This window comes from Streptomyces canus (assembly GCF_030815415.1).
Lineage (GTDB): Bacteria > Actinomycetota > Actinomycetes > Streptomycetales > Streptomycetaceae > Streptomyces > Streptomyces canus_F.
This window is the reverse complement of record NZ_JAUSWW010000001.1, coordinates 193,188-208,793: the sequence shown is the minus strand read 5'-3', so window position 1 is coordinate 208,793 and position 15,606 is coordinate 193,188. Positions and strand designations below refer to the sequence as shown.

Annotated in this window: 17 protein-coding genes; 11 read left to right on the top strand and 6 right to left on the bottom strand. The window is 68.1% G+C overall.

The genetic code is table 11. The features are described from left to right. The first annotated feature begins 373 nt into the window (after nt 1-373). The 6 genes from QF037_RS00945 to ku all read left to right on the top strand — a co-directional run bounded on the left by QF037_RS00945 (nt 374) and on the right by ku (nt 5,058). Nucleotides 374-871: a GNAT family N-acetyltransferase gene (locus QF037_RS00945; protein WP_307020853.1), complete on the top strand. Its 498-nt coding sequence runs from the start codon at nt 374-376 to the stop codon at nt 869-871. A gap of 133 nt (nt 872-1,004) precedes the next feature. After that, nucleotides 1,005-1,454: a hypothetical protein gene (locus QF037_RS00940; RefSeq protein ID WP_307020852.1), complete on the top strand. Its 450-nt coding sequence runs from the start codon at nt 1,005-1,007 to the stop codon at nt 1,452-1,454. 269 nt (nt 1,455-1,723) lie between these two features. Next, nucleotides 1,724-2,077 carry a transposase gene (locus QF037_RS00935; protein WP_307020850.1) on the top strand — a complete coding sequence of 118 codons (354 nt, stop codon included), beginning with the start codon at nt 1,724-1,726 and terminating at the stop codon, nt 2,075-2,077. A gap of 807 nt (nt 2,078-2,884) precedes the next feature. Continuing rightward, entirely contained in the window at nt 2,885-3,385 is a 501-nt protein-coding gene (locus QF037_RS00930; RefSeq protein ID WP_307020848.1) for a hypothetical protein, read from the top strand. 341 nt (nt 3,386-3,726) lie between these two features. After that, a complete protein-coding gene (locus tag QF037_RS00925) occupies nt 3,727-4,023 on the top strand; it encodes a hypothetical protein (protein WP_307020846.1) in 297 nt (98 codons plus the stop codon). A gap of 132 nt (nt 4,024-4,155) precedes the next feature. Further along, nucleotides 4,156-5,058 carry a non-homologous end joining protein Ku gene (gene ku, locus QF037_RS00920; protein ID WP_307020844.1) on the top strand — a complete coding sequence of 301 codons (903 nt, stop codon included), beginning with the start codon at nt 4,156-4,158 and terminating at the stop codon, nt 5,056-5,058. 311 nt (nt 5,059-5,369) lie between these two features. Here ku and QF037_RS00915 read toward each other — a convergent pair whose 3' ends face one another. The 3 genes from QF037_RS00915 to QF037_RS00905 form a co-directional block, all read right to left on the bottom strand. Next, nucleotides 5,370-6,464: a pentapeptide repeat-containing protein gene (locus QF037_RS00915; RefSeq protein WP_307020842.1), complete on the bottom strand. Its 1,095-nt coding sequence runs from the start codon at nt 6,462-6,464 to the stop codon at nt 5,370-5,372. A gap of 296 nt (nt 6,465-6,760) precedes the next feature. Then, complete coding sequence (locus tag QF037_RS00910) at nt 6,761-6,967, bottom strand: hypothetical protein (protein WP_307020840.1); 207 nt, start codon at nt 6,965-6,967, stop codon at nt 6,761-6,763. Nucleotides 6,968-7,044: 77 nt separating this feature from the next. Continuing rightward, the gene (locus QF037_RS00905; RefSeq protein WP_307020838.1) at nt 7,045-7,422 is read right to left on the bottom strand and encodes a DUF6233 domain-containing protein; all 378 of its coding nucleotides are present in this window, start codon (nt 7,420-7,422) and stop codon (nt 7,045-7,047) included. An 88-nt stretch (nt 7,423-7,510) separates the two neighbouring features. Between QF037_RS00905 and QF037_RS00900 the strand changes: the two genes are divergently transcribed. Both QF037_RS00900 and QF037_RS00895 read left to right on the top strand, forming a co-directional pair. Further along, nucleotides 7,511-8,524 (top strand): DNA polymerase Y family protein, encoded by a 1,014-nt coding sequence (locus QF037_RS00900; RefSeq protein WP_307020836.1) that lies wholly within the window; start codon nt 7,511-7,513, stop codon nt 8,522-8,524. 190 nt (nt 8,525-8,714) lie between these two features. Next, on the top strand, nt 8,715-9,149 hold the full coding sequence (locus QF037_RS00895) for a hypothetical protein (RefSeq protein ID WP_307020834.1): 435 nt from the start codon (nt 8,715-8,717) through the stop codon (nt 9,147-9,149). A 598-nt stretch (nt 9,150-9,747) separates the two neighbouring features. On the opposite strand, the gene QF037_RS00890 is transcribed toward QF037_RS00895, so the two are convergent. Then, a complete protein-coding gene (locus QF037_RS00890) occupies nt 9,748-10,212 on the bottom strand; it encodes a hypothetical protein (RefSeq protein WP_307020832.1) in 465 nt (154 codons plus the stop codon). 328 nt (nt 10,213-10,540) lie between these two features. Between QF037_RS00890 and QF037_RS00885 the strand changes: the two genes are divergently transcribed. Further along, on the top strand, nt 10,541-10,975 hold the full coding sequence (locus tag QF037_RS00885; protein WP_307020830.1) for a hypothetical protein: 435 nt from the start codon (nt 10,541-10,543) through the stop codon (nt 10,973-10,975). 534 nt (nt 10,976-11,509) lie between these two features. Further along, nucleotides 11,510-11,821 carry a hypothetical protein gene (locus QF037_RS00880; RefSeq protein WP_307020828.1) on the top strand — a complete coding sequence of 104 codons (312 nt, stop codon included), beginning with the start codon at nt 11,510-11,512 and terminating at the stop codon, nt 11,819-11,821. Between the two features lie 249 nt (nt 11,822-12,070). Here the strand turns inward: QF037_RS00880 and QF037_RS00875 are convergent, their stop codons facing one another. Continuing rightward, on the bottom strand, nt 12,071-13,426 hold the full coding sequence (locus QF037_RS00875; RefSeq protein ID WP_307020826.1) for a hypothetical protein: 1,356 nt from the start codon (nt 13,424-13,426) through the stop codon (nt 12,071-12,073). A 113-nt stretch (nt 13,427-13,539) separates the two neighbouring features. Then, nucleotides 13,540-14,484, bottom strand: coding sequence for a DUF1214 domain-containing protein (locus QF037_RS00870; protein WP_307020824.1), 945 nt, complete (start codon nt 14,482-14,484; stop codon nt 13,540-13,542). Between the two features lie 440 nt (nt 14,485-14,924). Between QF037_RS00870 and QF037_RS00865 the strand changes: the two genes are divergently transcribed. Then, nucleotides 14,925-15,569 carry a GAP family protein gene (locus QF037_RS00865; protein ID WP_307020822.1) on the top strand — a complete coding sequence of 215 codons (645 nt, stop codon included), beginning with the start codon at nt 14,925-14,927 and terminating at the stop codon, nt 15,567-15,569. Nucleotides 15,570-15,606 lie beyond the last annotated feature (37 nt).

Genomic DNA, 15,606 nt, shown 5'->3' with positions numbered 1-15,606 from the left:
GGCGTCAGCAGACTGTTCAGCGGCGAGACTCTTCACCAGCGGCCGTTCCTTCACGCGACGTTGCTCGACACCTCGAAGCGTGAAGAACGGCCGCCCCTGCTGTCCCGGGAACGAACCAAGATCAGCGGGTCAGGTGAACGGCCGAGGTTAAACACCAAGCTGAGAAGCCGTATCTCAACCGATCTTGGAACGTGCGGATCGAACAGAGGTCCTTGTCGGGTGACCTATCGGCGATACGCGCATGAGGACAGGGGGGTGCCCGTTCGTGATCGTTGCGAGATGAGTTGAGGGGGCTTTCGGCTCGGCCCCCCCGCTCAAGGCCGCCTGATCGCTACTCCCGCACGGCATCCCGGCGCAGCATTAACATGTCGCCGTGTCGAATGATGATCTGACGATCCGCCGTGCCTGTACGTCGGACGGCCCGGCGTTGATCGCGATCGAGCGGGCCGGCTGGTCCTCTCTGAGCGACGTCATGCCGAAGCGGGCCGAGGACGCATCGATGTTCGATGAGAGACACGGGGTAGAGCCTTTTCTGGTGGCCGAGCTCGCCGGCCGCGTGGTCGGCTACATCCGCCAGATCCCACCGACCCCGCTCGCCAGTAACCAGCACGTCCGGCAGATCCAAGGGCTGCAGGTGTCCCCTGACGTCCGCGGTCGCGGGGTCGGACAAGCCCTGGTCGAGGCCGCCTGTCTGGCCGCCCGCGCCCAGGGCGCCCGCCGAATCTCGCTCCGCGTGCTCGGGCATAACATCCCGGCGCGGCGGCTGTACGAGCGATGCGGGTTCCAGGTCGAGGGCGTGCTACCGGAGGAGTTTCTGCTGGACGGCGCATACGTGGACGATGTCCTGATGGGCCTTCGGCTGGAGGACTGACTCTCCAGCGTCGGCACCAGCCTGGCTTTACCTGGATCAGCTAGCCGCAACCACATGTGGACACCCCTCCACAGACTTCTGCGGAGCAGCACTAGCCTGACGGGCCCTGCTCGCTCGATGGTGAGGAGAGTAAGTGCCCACTCTGGTCAACGCTGTTGATGTCCGTCCACGCGTGTACTACAGGACCATCCAGATCGGCCCCATCCTCTTCGAACAAGCGCCGGCGGAGGACGACATTGTCCAGATCCCCGGGGAAGGCTGGAGGCTTACCTCCAGCGACAACGACTTTTACCCTTTGGTGCGTTTAGAGGTGTGGGACGGGCCCGCTCCTCATCCATCAGGCTCTTGGGAGTATGAACAGGCTTTTCATTCTCCGATGGCAGATCACCTCGCGGTGGTCGACTTGGGCGGCGTCTGCTACGGCGAGATCCAGCTGCGGCCGGGGCGCTATCACCTGCGTTTACTCTGCCGAGGGCGAGATCACGTTGAGGCTTCGCTGGCACTCGATCCCTTCCCCCCTGAAGGGCCGCACGAGGATCCCCTTGAGGTGTGGGTTATCCAGATTTGGCCTAATGCCGGCTGAGGAGCCGCCCCTCAACCGATCTTGGAACGTGTGGATTGAACAGAGTTCCTGGTCAGGTGATCTTCCGGCGATACGCGCATGAAGGCAGGGCCTCCTGGTAGCTCGGGGGCGCGACCCCATTCCGAGCGGTTCCCGGAGGCCCTGTTGCCGTTGTTGGACGCCCCGAGCCCGTCGACTTCAACTCGCCCTCCGTCTCGTGCGATTGCCTCGCGCACGTATACGGCAACGCTGCCGATCATCCCGATCGGGTGCGCCGGTATCCGTCGGACATGACGGACGCGGAGTGGGCGGCCATCCGGCAGTTGCTGCCGGTGCCGGCCTGGCTCCAGGGCAGAGGCGGGCAGCCCGAGGGCTACTGCCACCGCCAGCTGCTGGACGCGATCCGCTACCTGGTCGCGGGCGGAATCTCCTGGCGGGCAATGCCCGCGGACCTCCCCGACTGGGGCCGCGTTTACACCTTCTTCCGCCGCTGGCGCGAGCACGGGCTGATCGCCGAGTTCCACGACCGGCTGCGCGGGAAGGTCAGGGAGCGCGAGGGCCGCGAGGCTGAGCCCACGGCCGGTGTCATCGACGCGCAGTCGGTGCGGGCCGCCGCGACGGTGCCGGCCGCCTCAGGTTCGTGACTCGGCCGTCATAACTCCCGAAGCGAGCTCCGAGGAAATGCCTCCTCCGTGAGTACCTGGTTTCGAACTCGAGGAGGTCCTTGCTACGGAACGCCACTGCTCAGGCATGTGAGACGGAAGAGGAGGACTTGGCTGGTATGCCCCTGCTGTGCCACTCGTTCCACCTCTACGGTCTCGTTTCACTCAAAGCCGTCCGACTGATGGTCAGTTGGGCTGTACAGCGAAAAGGAGACCGTTTCGTGTGATTAAGATCCATTGTGAGTGCGTTCACTTTCGGGGTGGCGTTGGTCGCCGCCAGCACTCAGACGGCACTGGCGGCCCCGCCGCCGAATCCGGAACCGCCTGAGGTCACGGTGACCGTGCAGGACGCATCCCCTGAGGCAGTAACGGAGTGCGACTTTTACGCGTCGAAGCCCAACCACAGCGGCTCCCGGATGACGGGTACGGGGGGCATCAAGACGTCTCGGGCGGGCCAGTGGCCTGTACCAGCGAGGTGGATCTTGAGTTCTACAACGACTTCTCAAGCAGGTGGATGACGGCTGGGACCGCGCGTCAGACCAAGTACGCGCCACCGCTGCGGTCGTCGACTGCAGCGGCTACCTGCGTGAACCACCCCGATGACCCGAAAGTGGCCTGGCGGACCACGACGATTGGGACTCTCGTGAGCTCGGGCGGCTCCGCGGGCTCGGGCGTAGGGAACAGCCCCGTTCTGTACGTGCCCTGCGCGTCGTGTGAAGTTGGAGGGCCTGGGGTGGTCGAGTGGCTCCTCGGCCCCAGGCCTTCCACTCGCCGGAGAGAGGATCAATCGTGACCTCGGACCACGACATGCTGTGGCGTCGTTGTGCGCACCTGGGCCGGGTCCTGCTGCCGCTGGTGGACCAAGAGCCAGGGGAGCGGGCCCGTCGCCACGAGAACCTGCTGACCTGGGACATCGACGTGGCGGTAGGTGAGCGGCTGATCGAGGTCTTCGCGGCCCTGGCCACCCACGCCGTCGTGGCCGACGCTTCCGTGTCCGCCGCAGCGTTCGACACTCTGCCTTTGGAGGCGGTGGCGGACGCGGCAACCGGCAAGCGTGACTTCGAACTGCTCGCCGGGCTTCCGACTACCTTCGCCGACGGCCGCGACGGACAGGCCGTCGATCTCTTCCGCCTGTCCGCCTACGAGGGCGGGCAGGCAAGTCGCCGGCTCTTCCAACTGGGCAGAGAACTGCGCCATGTGTTGGTCGTCCTCGCCGAACGCTCACCGACGCCGTCCCCCACGTGCGGGGACGTCATCCGCCGGGCGGGCGAGGCCGGCCTGCCGCAGTGATCATGAAACCAAGACGAACTGAGGCTGTACCACCTGGTCGTGCGAGCGAGCGGTGACCACCGGGCCGTGGCCCGGGCCGGGCAGATCACGGCGGCGGGTCAGCCGGCCTCGTGACTAACTGGCATCCGTGTTGCGCTGGATGTTGCGCCAACGTGTTGCGGTGGCCCGATGAGCCGGTGTGGCGCGTGGCCGGCCGCGGCGCGGGGGAGGAACGCCGCTCCCTGGAGGCGTTGCCGAAGGCGCGCTGAGCACGGCGGGCCCGGCCCGGCCTGGGCGCATGGAGGCGCGGGCCAGGCCCGCGCCGCGCGGGCGTTGTCGGTGGCGGCTGCGAGGCTGGTCGGATGAACGGAGACGAGCAGCTGCTGCGCGGCCGGGTCTATGGCCACGACCATGACGACCCCGACCCGGGTCCGCGCCCGGAGCAGACCTACGCCGCGCTCATAGGCGGGCCGCTGGACGGACTCCTGCTCGACATCACGAGCTGGCGGCCAGAGGAAGTCGACGACGGCGCCGCCCTGCCCACCGAGCTGTCGCGGTGGCCCGGCGGCCGCGCCCTGTACGACCCGGGCCCCTATGAGTCCCGCACCTCCGGCCCGGGTGTGATGTGCCGCTTCTACTACTCCGGCGACACACCCTGACCACAAGCCCGACCAGGGCTGGTCGGAGTGCGGGTGGACCCACGCCGGTGGTGGCGGGCGGTTGCTGCTCGGGTGCCGGGTGCCGGTGGTGCTTTTAGGCTGGGAGGGCTCGGGGCCTAGTGGAGGTTTGCCATGCCCCGGACTATTTGGAGCGGTGCCATCTCGTTTGGACTGGTCACGGTGCCTATCCACGTGGTGGGTGCTACCGAGAACCACTCCATCCAGTTCCACCAGTACCACCTCGAGGACATGGGGCGGGTGCGGGTGCGGAAGGTGTGCGAGCTGGAGGACCGCGAGGTCGCCCAGGCGGAGATCGGCAAGGGCTACGAGTACGCCAAGGACCAGGTCGTGCCGGTCACCGACGAGGATCTGCACTCTCTCCCGCTCCCCACGGCGAAGGCGATCGAGATCGCCGGGTTCGTGCCCCTGGACAGCATCGACCCGATCCGGATCGGCGAGGGCTACTACCTCGCCCCGGACGGGCAGGTCGCCGCGAAGCCCTACAAGCTCCTGGTACAGGCGCTCGGCCGGTCGTCGAAGGTGGCCGTCGCGAAGTACGCATGGTCCGGGAGGGAGCGCCTCGGACTGATCCGCATCCGGGACGATGTGCTGGTGCTGCATGCGATGCGCTGGCCCGACGAAGTCCGCGATCCAGCCGCCGTCGACCCGCCCACCGAGGCGGTGTCGGAAGAGGAGATCGAGGGAGCGCTGGCGCTCATCGACCGCATGACCCACGAGGACCTTGAGGGCCCCGAGTTCACCGATGCCTACACCGACGCCCTGGCGAAGATCATCGAAGCGAAGCGGGAGGAGAAGCCCCTGCCCGACGTCCCGGAGCCGGAACAGCCGGGCAAGGTCCTCGATCTCATGGCCGCCCTGACCGAGTCCGTCCAACAGGCCAGAGCCTCCCGTGGCGAGGACGCCGACGTCCACGAAATCCCGGCCAAGAAGACCGCGAAGAAGCAGCCGGCCATGAAGACCACAGCGAAGAAGACCACGAAGAAGACGGCAGCACGCCGCTCACGCAGCGCCTGAGGAAACCCTGTCCATGGGGGCAGAGCTCGCTCAGCGACCCACCATGAACGACCGCCCTCACCGACCACGAGGGCGGCCGTTGTGGGCAAGCCGCCGCCTGCCCGAGGCTTGCCCAGCGGGCGGCATCGGCGCGTTCCGCGCTGGGGTAGCTCCGCAGCTGGCACGGAAATTGCCGAAATGGGGCGACCTGCGAAGACGTTGCCCTCGCCGCGGAGGGGAGCTGCTCCCGCCGCAACGACGGCGCGCACGAGGATCTCGTCCAGTCGGAGCCGCCCTCGCTGGCTGACGTGGTCGCTGGCCCTCTCCCAGTGCTATGGATTCGAGGGCAGCCAAGCCGGGGGGAGGGTGACTGTCGCAGGAACAGGAGTGCCGACGGCATCAAGAAGCCCATGGGGAGTTGGACCCGTCGCGGCGCTGAAGGACACCGTGCCGCCGGAGAACGTCGCTCTGCTGAAGTACATCGTGCCGCTGGAGAACGTCGCTCTGCTGAAGAACATCATGCTGCCGGAGAACGTCGCTCTGCTGAAGTCCACCGTGCCGCTGGAGAACGTCGCGCCGCTGAAGAACACCGTGCCGCCGGAGAACGTCGCGCCGCTGAAGTCCACGGTGCTGTTGGAGAACGTCGCGCCGCGGAAGGACACCATGCTGCCGGAGAACGTCGCTCTGCTGAAGTCCACGGTGCTGTTGGAGAACGTCGCGCCGCGGAAGGACACCGCGCCGCCGGAGAACGTCGCGCCGTTGAAGTCCATGGTGCTGTCGATGGTGATGTCGGTGAGGTCGAGATCGCAGCCTTGCCAAGAGCGGTGGGTGCCCTGGGGACGTCGGTAGTGGTCGCCGATGAGGCGCAGGATCGTGTGCCGGACCTTGCGAAGGGCCAGGTAGCGGTGGTGTTCCTCCTGGTGGGTGGGATCGTCGCCGGGGTCGGGGGTGAAGGGGAGTTGGAGGTAGGCGCACAGGACATCGATGCAGGTCTGGCGCAGGCTGCTGTCGGGGGCGTCGTCGGCGAGGCCGGCCAGGGCGTGGACGCCTCCGAGCCGGACGGCTGGGGAGTCGGAGCCGAGTTTGTCGACGGCTTGGGAGAAGCGTTCGGTGTGGAGCCGGGTGGCTTCGCGGTGGGCGCCGGCCTCGTCGACGCGCTGGCGACGGTAGGCGACGACCAGGGCGACGAGTGCCCCGGCCCCGGCGACCACGCCGAAGGAGAGCTTCACCAGGTCGAAGAGCGTCGCCGCGTCGAGCTTGGCGGTGCTGTCGATCTCCTTGACGTCCAGCAGCACCACCAGGCCGTAGAAGATGCCGCCCGCGACGAGGACCGCGGCGGCGAAGGCGAGGGCCAGCGCCCGTCCGACCTTCCACAACCGCAACTCCCGGTCATCCGGGGCGGGGTGGGGCCTTCGATTGGCTGTCATGACGATGAGGACTAGACGCTGACGTCAGCGGTTGCAGCCAGTCCGTGGAGCGCCGTTGGTCGACCTGATGGGGTGGAAGCCCGGTCGGCTATGCGCTGCCTCGGGCCTCCTCGAGGAGGTTCTTCTCGCATCTCCGGCGTAGAAGCGGTTACGCCAGCCCCGGCTCCGCGACATGCGCTTCGTTGATCGCTCTCACACAGAGCACTACGCGCCGGGCCCTGTCGGGGTTCTCCCCTTCGGGCGACTTCACCCGACCGGGTACGGGCCGGGAGCGGCGGTGGACGGTTCAAGCTGGCTCAGAGGCGCGTGCTGGTGTAGCGCACGCGTGAGTCCCACTGGTCCTTCGCGGCGGCCATGCACCACTGGCAGAGCGGTTCACCGCCGCTGCCGTACCGGTGGGTCTTGCGCTGGCAGCCGGCGCACAGGCCGACGCGGTCGCCGGGGCAGACTAGCGCGGAGGGGTCCGGCTCGGAGACCGGCGGCGGGGCAGTGATGGTGAGCATGGGGACATGTCCTGTTCCGGGTGCTGGGGTGTATCACCGCGAGCGCAGCATAACGAGCAGGTGGTGCAGGTGTTCGATCAGCGCGCCGCGGTGAGGGGGGAGGCCGGGCGGGCGGATAAGTCGAGGATGTGCAGCCGGACGTCGGGCTGGCAGTGGCTGCAGCCGGGCAGGCCGGCGGCGAGGAGGCGGCGGGCTTCGTCGCGGTCGACGGGACGGTGGCGCTTGCCGGTCATGTGGCAGTCGCCGGCGTGGACCTGGACGGGCGGGCGGCTGTCTCCGATGCCGAGTTCGACGAGCCACTCCGGCGGCCGCGGCCGGGTGCGCCGGCCGTGTTCGGCTTCGCGCTCGCGCTGCCGGACGGCCGCGATCTTGCGGTCGATGCGCTCGATCCACAGCGCGTGCCAGACCCGCAAGGTCTCCAAGCGCTCTAGGTCGGGAGGTAGGTCGTCGAACACATTTTTGATTCTATGCTCATGATCCACGCTTGCGCCCTCGCGTGTTCGATTTTTTGTTCGATAGCGTGGGGTGTGGGAGGTGGCGGTGATGACGACGAGCGTGATGAGGCCGGACACGGTGTCGACGGTGATGCATGTGCGGTGGTGCCCGGACGGGCTGGGGGAGGCCGCCTACCGGCAGATTCTGGAGCTCATGTCGGAGCTGTCGCCGGTGGTGCAGGCGCTGCCGCCGACCGCGGCCTTGGTGGAGCTGAAGGGGGTGTTGCGCTACCACGGCAGGAATGCCCGCCACCTTGGGGAGATCCTGCGCGTGCGCACCCTGTCCCGGCTCGGGGTCGACGTCCGCGTCGGCATCGGGCCCACGATCACGGTCGCGGCCACCGCCTCAGCCCAGATCCCCGCCCCGGGTGGTGTCCTTGCCGTCGCCCCGGAGCAGGTCGCCGACTGGCTGGGGCCGCTGCCGGTGGACGCCCTGCACGGGATCGGCCCCCGCCAGGCCCAGATCCTGCGCGACTACGGCATCCACTGCGTCGGCCTGCTCGCCGCCGTCCCGCCGGCCACGGTGCACCGCCTGTTGGGCGGTCGCGCCGGCCGCATCGCCGCCGACCGCGCCCGGGGTATCGATCCGCGTCCGGTCGTGGCCCGCGCTCTGCCGGCGACCGCGGCGGTCCGGTGCGCCTTCGAGCGGCACGTCCTGGACGGCGCCGACGTACGCGCCGGCCTGCTCGGTCTCGTCGTCCGCCTCGGGCTGCTGCTGCGCGGCCGCGGCCAGGCGGCTCGCGCGCTGACCCTCACCCTGACCTTCGCCGGCAACACCCGCTGGGAGAAGACGCGGCGGCTGGTGGGGCCGTCCGCGCACGACGACGACCTGCGCACCCTCGCCTACCAGTTGATGGACGCTGCCGGCCTGCAGCGCGGCCGCCTGAGCGGGATGTCGCTCAGGGGCGAGGACCTTATCGGCGCCGACCAGACGGCCGAGCAGATCAGCCTCGATCACGCCCGCGAGGCCCGGCTGGTGGCCGAAGACACCGTTGACCGGATCCGGGACAAGTTCGGGCCCCGCGTCATCGGCCCGGCCGCCGTTTTCCGGCGCGCCTCATGACCCGAACCACTCCCGCTGCTCCTGGAGGTCAGGTCCGTGCTGCTTGAGCCGCCCGGATGGCCGGGCAGCCCTCACGGCCTGCCGCACTGGCCGTATGTGCGGGCCGTCGACGACGCACTGACCGCACGCCTCGCGCCAAAGCAGCTCCCGGCCAAAGTCGCTAGGCCGACCGCTCGGTATCGTGCACGCCGTGGACTCTGAGAACACCTTCGGGCTGAAGAAGGCCATGCCAGATGAGGTCAGTCGCCGGTGCCAGCTTGCCGAGCAGGTACGACAGGATCTGTCAGCATCAGGTCTGACCGTCCACCGTACTGATGAACGCGGTGTGACGCTGGGAGAAGGGGGTGGTCTTAAGATCGAGTTGGACGATTTCGATGATGCCGGGGGCGGCGTCTGGCTTCACTGGCAACTCCACACCCGCACGCAGGAAGGGGTCCGGGCTGCCCTCCAGCGTGGGCAAGCCGATGACCCTCTCTTGAAGGCGGCAAGCCAGACCTACAGACACATGGCGACGGCCATCATCGCCATGCTGACGACGCTCGGCTACAAGGCCGAGCACAGCCGCGATGACTACCGCCCCCACGCGGTACGTGTGATCGCTCATCCTGACATCCACGTCCGATGACGAAGTCGCCCCGCCGGTTTCCCCCCGTGGCGGGTGGCTGCGGCTTTGAGCGTCTATGCGTACGTGTGTCGTGTGGCCTGCCACATGGGGACACGAAGGGCCGTCGAGGAGACCGCAGCCGGGGACATCGCCGAGTGTCAGGCCGGTACTCCTCCGGTGGCCTTCGGCAGGTGCCGAGGGCGGGCGGTGCGTGATCGTCCGACCCGGGCAGCTGCCCCGCATCCGGCTGCGCAATGACGGGGCCAGACCTGCGCAACCGGCTCCGCGGCGGCTGCGCATGCGCGGCTGCGTCCACTGCGCAGACTGTCCCGGCCATCTGTGCTTGGGGCGTGCCGGTGAGGGGCGATGCGCAGGCCGCACAACTGGCCAGCGGTGACTGGCTTTGGGCAACGCGCAACAGCCGGCCGGTTGCGCAGCCATAGGTGCATCGCCTGCGCAGGGCGCTGACCTGCATGGTCGGGTCTGTGGTCGGGCCTGCGCGCTCCATGGCCGCCGTCGTGGTCGGGCCTGTGGTCGGGGGCGGGCAGGTGCTGCGTAGCTGCGGGTATGGAGTGGCGGGGTTGCGCAGGACTGCGCAACCCCCGGGGCGTCCGCCCCGTCAGTGTGTCCAGCTGACCTGTTGCCCGGGGGCGGTGGCGGGGTGCCATACGGGTGCGGAGGGTCCGTCACGGAGGAGGTCGGTGAGCGGGGCGGCCAGGATGGGGACCTGGTGGGTGGAGGCGGCTGGTATCAGGTCCCGGGCGGCGGCCCGCAGGGCGTGGATGCGGTTGTCGATGCCGGTGGGGCCGGTGCCGTCCAGGAGGCGCGGGAAGAGCGGGTAACGCTGGCGCCAGGTCCGTCGGGTTCCGGGCGGGGGCGCGGGAATGTAGCCGTGCAGGCGGGCGTAGACGGTGAGTTTCGCGGCCAGGCGTTCGGGCCCCACGCGCCAGCTGGTGCGCGGTCTGACGAGAACGTGGACCAGGAGGACGACGGCCTGGCGGGCCGCGCCGCCGTAGAGCAAGTGCGCGGGCGAGGGCGACGGTTCGGGGTAGGTGACCAGGTCGCGGGTCAGCAGGGAGCTCAACTACGCGCGGGCCCGCGCCCCACTGGACCGGCGCGACGAAGGTGTACAGCACCTGCAACTCGTGTGTACGGGGTCTCGTGCAGTTACCGGGACGGGGCCTCGATACCGCGCCGACGGTAGGCGCCCTCCGGGTTGATGATCTGCAGCCGGACAAACTGCGTCAGCACGGCAGGATCGCGCGCTCCTCACTGAAACGCAGCACCCATACCCGCCGTACTGCTCACCCGCAGCGCGCCCTTCTGCTCCTGGTCGTCGTCCCGATCTTCGTCGGGTGGTGATCAGGTGTGGTGGGGAGGCGGTCGGGCAGCAACCGCGAGAGGATTGACGCATGGTGCTCGCGCTGCTCGCTGTGCTGGGTGTCGACTTGATCGTGATCGTCGTTCTGTTGCTCGTTGTGCTGACGCGCCGGCGTTGGATCAGCCGCCAGCCGGGCGTTTTCAAGGGAGCGATCAGGGTCGTCGACGGCCACGTGCGAGGGCTGTCCGCGAAATGGCGGCGAGGCTATGGCTACTGGGTCCGTGACGTTCTCGTCTGGAGGAAGGCGCCCTTCCTGTTCCGGGGTGACTTTGTTCCTGCAGATGCCCTGGCAGGCGCGGATCGTGACGCCGAGCGGGGCGAGGTGAGACGTCTCGGGAAGCGCGTGGCCGTCATTTCCGTGGAGGTCGAAGGCGGTGCACGTATCGAGGTTGCTACTTCGGCGGACAAGCGTGAACGGGTACATGGGCCGTTCGTCGTCCCCGGGCTGCGGACGGACGACCGCTGAAGGCCAGAGCGAAGGTTTGTTGGCACGGGGAGACGCTGCACTGGGCGACGTTGCGCCGGGTGATGTCGTGGCCTACGGGCAAGATGCGGTCGGTTCCTGCGTCATGAGCAGGCGGGCCCGGCCCGGCTTCTACCGTTACGAGGTGGTGGGTGAGCCGGCGAGTGTGCGTGGCCTTGTGCCTGAGTCTCGTCGGGGGCCACGCGACACGCTCATTGCGGTCAGAGTCTCGGGGGGCCGCGGTGGTCGCTCTGGGTGTGCTGGGTCTGGGAATGCCGCACTGGGCGCAGGTCATTCCTTCGGCGGGCCTGGGACTACGAGGCGGCGACGGTACAGACAACTCTCGCGGCCAGTGCCGACGGGATGATCACGCTGACGGTTCCGGCAACGGACGGCTTTGATGGAAGAGCGAGCAGTCGTGCTGGACCGGTTGACCGGGGCCTTTGCTGATCCCTTCTTCGTCTCGGTTGCGGAAGGCACGGACCGAACAGGTCTTGGCGGTGATAGGGCCACCGCGGTCCGTCTGGAGGGTGGAGCATGAGCAGTACGGCCTGGGCCGGGGTGGCGGTGGCGGGCGTGACTGCCGCGTACGCACTGGGCTCGCGCCGGCTGTCCTCGACGCCGTTGTCATCGGCGATGGCGTTTGTCGGGTGCGGCATCCTCCTCGGGCCGGCCGTGCTCGACCTCGTCGATCTTGAGCGCGATGCCGCAGCCATCGTCTTGCTTCTTGAAATCACCCTGGCGCTCGTGCTGTTCACCGATGCCATGACGGTCCGCCGGCGGGACCTGCACATTGGCGGCTTTCTGCCCGGCCGTTTGCTGGGCATCGGACTGCCCTGCCGGGGCTGACGATGTGGGAACTTCGCACTCGTCGGCGCCATCCTGGCGCCCACCGACGCCGCCTAGTCGACAGGCCCCATCTCTTCCAGATCAGCAAGGTCTTCGCTCACGGCCACTCCTCACGAGCGGGTCAAGGTCCGGGCTCGCCCCGGCCGCTGACGGCGGGCGGTGGCGGCCGTCAGCACGGTGAGGGGAGAGCCCTCTGTGCCAGTCCAGCACCCCGCACATACCTTCGCACTTCCTGGAGACGGGCCGTCCTCAGGTGGTCGGTTGCCCCGACGAAACATCAGCCGCCCGTGCGTGTCCTTCCTCCGGGTTCCCCGCCAGGAACTCCACCACGGCCATCACGAGGAGCCAGACCAGTGCGATGCCGACGATGACCAGCGCGGTCGGGTAGCTCCACAAGATGGCCGTCAGCACTGCCAGACCGACCAGGACCCAGGTGATCCATGTGCGGTGGCGCCGGATGAACGGTCCGACCGGACCGGTGCGCATACCCGCCCGGTCGGCGGTGGCGCGGACGGAGCCGATGCCGGAGTGCCACGATTGCCGTACGAACGTCGCCCATCGGCCGTGCCCGCTCAGCCAGGCAGCCAGGGCGACAACCACGCCGAGTGTCACGGCCGTGCGGACCGTGGTGCGCATGTAGCGCGTGAGCGTGTCGTAGACGGACTCGGCAGCAGGCTGAGAGACGGTGTCCGGCAGCGCGTTCAGGTACGCCACGCGGAAGAGGGTCAGGCCTCCACCGAGCAGCAGCATGACGAAGGCGAAGGCGAGCGCGGCAACCACGAGAATGCGGCGGCGGTGCGTGGACAGCAGGACCCCGGCGGCGATGAGCAGCACGGAAAGGACGGGCAGCCAGAACCCGGCCATCTGCAGGATCCGGAAGTACGTCTTGACCTTGCCGACGTCGTCGGCTCGCAGCACCGTGAAGTCGGTGTGCACTTCGGGGATCTTCGAGGCGGCGGTCATTCCGTCGTCGATGAGGCGCTGCTTGACCTGGTCGACGACTGGGCCGAGGTCGACGGTGACCGAGTCGTTGTTGATCTTCACTGCGCCGCCGCCGCTGCCTGTCAGGGCTTTGTCGACAGCCGCGTGGATCCGACGGTTGGCATCGGTCCAGAATTCCTCGAAGGTGTCGGAGGAGACGATCTCCTCCGCCTTGTCGTGGACGAAGCTGCGGATGGCGCTCTCCAGTGAGTCGCCGAGTTTGCCGAGTGCCTTCTCGGCGAGTGGCCGGTCAGCCGGCGCCACTCCCTCCAGCAGGGTCGGCAGGTCGATGTGTTCCATCACCGCGTTGGTGACCCGGTTCGCGGCGGCCGCCTGGATGTCAGGGTCGGAAGCGAGCGGGGCGACCGTGTCAACGTAGCGGTCCGTGTCGCCGATCTCATCCGCTGTCCAGGCTGCGACAGCGGCCAGTGGGGCAAGGATGCAACCAATGACGATGAGCAACGCGGAGAAGAAGGACCGCCACCGGTGACGGGGAGCCCGAGCCTTCTTGTCGGCCTCCAGAGCGGTGATACGTGCCTGTAGCCGCGCCAGCTCGGAGCGTTCATCGGGGCTCGACGCGTCAGGTCGTTCACCCCCGGGACCCGCTGATCCGCCGTTCGGCATGGCTCGACCCTCTCGTGCTGTGGGTTCAATGCCAGCAGAACCCCGCCCACGGCCACGCGCGAGCCCTCGGCGACCGTCAGAGTGAATGACACATGCAGTGCTCAGACCTGCTCTCAAGCGCCAATGCTGGGGAAGGTCCAGGAGCCGTCGAGGATTTCTTTCCGTGGGCGGTAGAGCCGGATCAGGTAGTTCCAGCCCTCCATGATGGGCAGACAGTTGGCGCGGCCCTCGGTGCAGCCTCCGAACCGGACGGTGATCGACCCGTCGCTGTTGGGCACCCCGGTGACACTGTTGACACTGTAAGCGTCACGGTCATTGGCCTGGAAGAATCCATCCGCGTTGTACAGCGAGATCGACCAGAAGGCATCCACCGGGACGTCACGCACCGTCAGTTCGTACTCTCCTACCGGCAGGTCGGGGTCGACGGTGACGTAGGACGCCTCCGTCTCGGGCAGTCCGCCCCATCCGGCGGCCGTTCCGATGAGGTGACGCACGGGGTCAACGGCGTCGCGTGTGCCGAAGGCGCGTTCCACTCCACCCAGGCCCTTGGCGAGTTCGAGGAGCGCACGACGGGTGGCGTTGAGGCTTTCCTCATCGAAGTCGGCCGGTTCGAACGCGCGGCTGGAGACGGCCGTGAGTCCGAACCTGTCCTGCAGTTCGCCCACCGCCGCCAGGTCTTCGGGGTCGGTCGGGTCGACGAGCACGCGCAGAGCCACGACTACGAACGAAGTGTCGAACTCCTCGGGGGTCAGTTCGTACTGACCGGGCTCGCAGAAGATGCGGTTGACGTAGTGGTCCTGGTTCACCACCATCACCGAGAAGTAACGCCCGCCAGCGTCCGGGATACTCAATCTCGCACCGCGGCTGATGTCAACGACTGCGAAACTGTACAGAGTGTCGCGGTTCATCCGGATGACGGGCTGTTGTTCGACGGGGGTCGGGGTGCGGTTGTGTGACCAGACGTTCACGCCGCCGGCGGTCCGCTGAAGGTCGTTGAACATTCTGTCAGTCTCAGCGCGCACGAAGTTGTCGACATTGACCCGCAGGGCATTTGCCATAAAAAACTCCTCAACCCCCTTTTGTGCATAATCGTCGCATGCGGACTTAGTGCCAGCAAGCGCCGACCGGTCGGGCGAAAGACGAGGGCGCGGGGAGCGGTCCCCGCCGGCTCGCTGGCCCACCCCGGAAGCAGGGCAGGATCGGCATGGGGGTGGCCAGCCAGGTCTGGCAGCGTCCACAGCACGCGCCATGCCATCCACCATCGGCCGTCCGGGTGACCGCCATGGCCGGGCCGGTCTTTAGGGAGCTGACAGATGCGGCGGGGGAACGGCTGCGGCCGTGCTTGCCGGCAGGGCTTCGCGGGCGTGGCCTGCTTGACCAGCCGAGCCGCCGCCTGCAGAGTCGGGATGTGGCACCGCAGCAGCGCCGCATCCCTCTCCCGGCCAGCGCCTCGTCCGCAGGTGGCGGACGGCCCTGACACCCAGGAGCGACTGATCCGATGGTCCTCAACCTGGTTGTGATCGGTACGGCCATCTCCCTGGGGCCTTTGCACAACAGCGCCTTCATCCTGTTGCTCTCCTCTCGGCGCGGCGTTCGTCACGGTCTGGCGTTCCTGATGTCCTGGCTGGCCAACCTGGTTACGGTGATCGCGGTCGTTGTGCTGCTGACCGGCGGTCAGCCCCCGGCCCGTCACAGCGTGCCCTCGACCGCCGCGATCAGTGCGAAACTCGCCATCGGTGTGGCACTGATGCTGTACAGCGCGTACCGGCACCGCAGACCGCCCCGCCCGCACTCCCCGCCACGCTGGACCGCCTGGATCGACGATGCCACTCCGGTCACGGCAGCTGGTCTGGCATGGCTGCTACAGCCCTGGGCTCTGGTTGGCGCCGGCGCCGCGACCGTCATCGAGGCGAACCTCTCCACCCTCACTGACTGGCTTGCGCTGACCGGGTACTGCCTGCTGGCCACACTCAGCCTCATTGTCATGGAGATGTACGTGGTCCGGGCGCCCGCGGTCGCGAACGCCCGGTTGGCTGCCCTGCGGAGCTGGCTGGAGCGGCACCAAGAACAGTTGGTCGTCACGCTCTCCCTGGTGATCGGCCTGTGGCTGACGGCCCGGAGCATCGCCGAGCTGGTCACCTGATACAGGAAGCCCCAGCGATGCGGGCGGCGCGGCCGCT

Coding starts and splice junctions, on each gene's coding strand:
- QF037_RS00935 (WP_307020850.1), top strand. CDS start 1,724: ATGACGGACGCGGAGTGGGCGGCCATCCGGCAGTTGCTGCCGGTGCCG.
- QF037_RS00925 (WP_307020846.1), top strand. CDS start 3,727: ATGAACGGAGACGAGCAGCTGCTGCGCGGCCGGGTCTATGGCCACGAC.
- ku (WP_307020844.1), top strand. CDS start 4,156: ATGCCCCGGACTATTTGGAGCGGTGCCATCTCGTTTGGACTGGTCACG.
- QF037_RS00915 (WP_307020842.1), bottom strand. CDS start 6,464: ATGACAGCCAATCGAAGGCCCCACCCCGCCCCGGATGACCGGGAGTTG.
- QF037_RS00910 (WP_307020840.1), bottom strand. CDS start 6,967: ATGCTCACCATCACTGCCCCGCCGCCGGTCTCCGAGCCGGACCCCTCC.
- QF037_RS00900 (WP_307020836.1), top strand. CDS start 7,511: ATGACGACGAGCGTGATGAGGCCGGACACGGTGTCGACGGTGATGCAT.
- QF037_RS00885 (WP_307020830.1), top strand. CDS start 10,541: ATGGTGCTCGCGCTGCTCGCTGTGCTGGGTGTCGACTTGATCGTGATC.
- QF037_RS00880 (WP_307020828.1), top strand. CDS start 11,510: ATGAGCAGTACGGCCTGGGCCGGGGTGGCGGTGGCGGGCGTGACTGCC.
- QF037_RS00875 (WP_307020826.1), bottom strand. CDS start 13,426: ATGCCGAACGGCGGATCAGCGGGTCCCGGGGGTGAACGACCTGACGCG.
- QF037_RS00870 (WP_307020824.1), bottom strand. CDS start 14,484: ATGGCAAATGCCCTGCGGGTCAATGTCGACAACTTCGTGCGCGCTGAG.
- QF037_RS00865 (WP_307020822.1), top strand. CDS start 14,925: ATGGTCCTCAACCTGGTTGTGATCGGTACGGCCATCTCCCTGGGGCCT.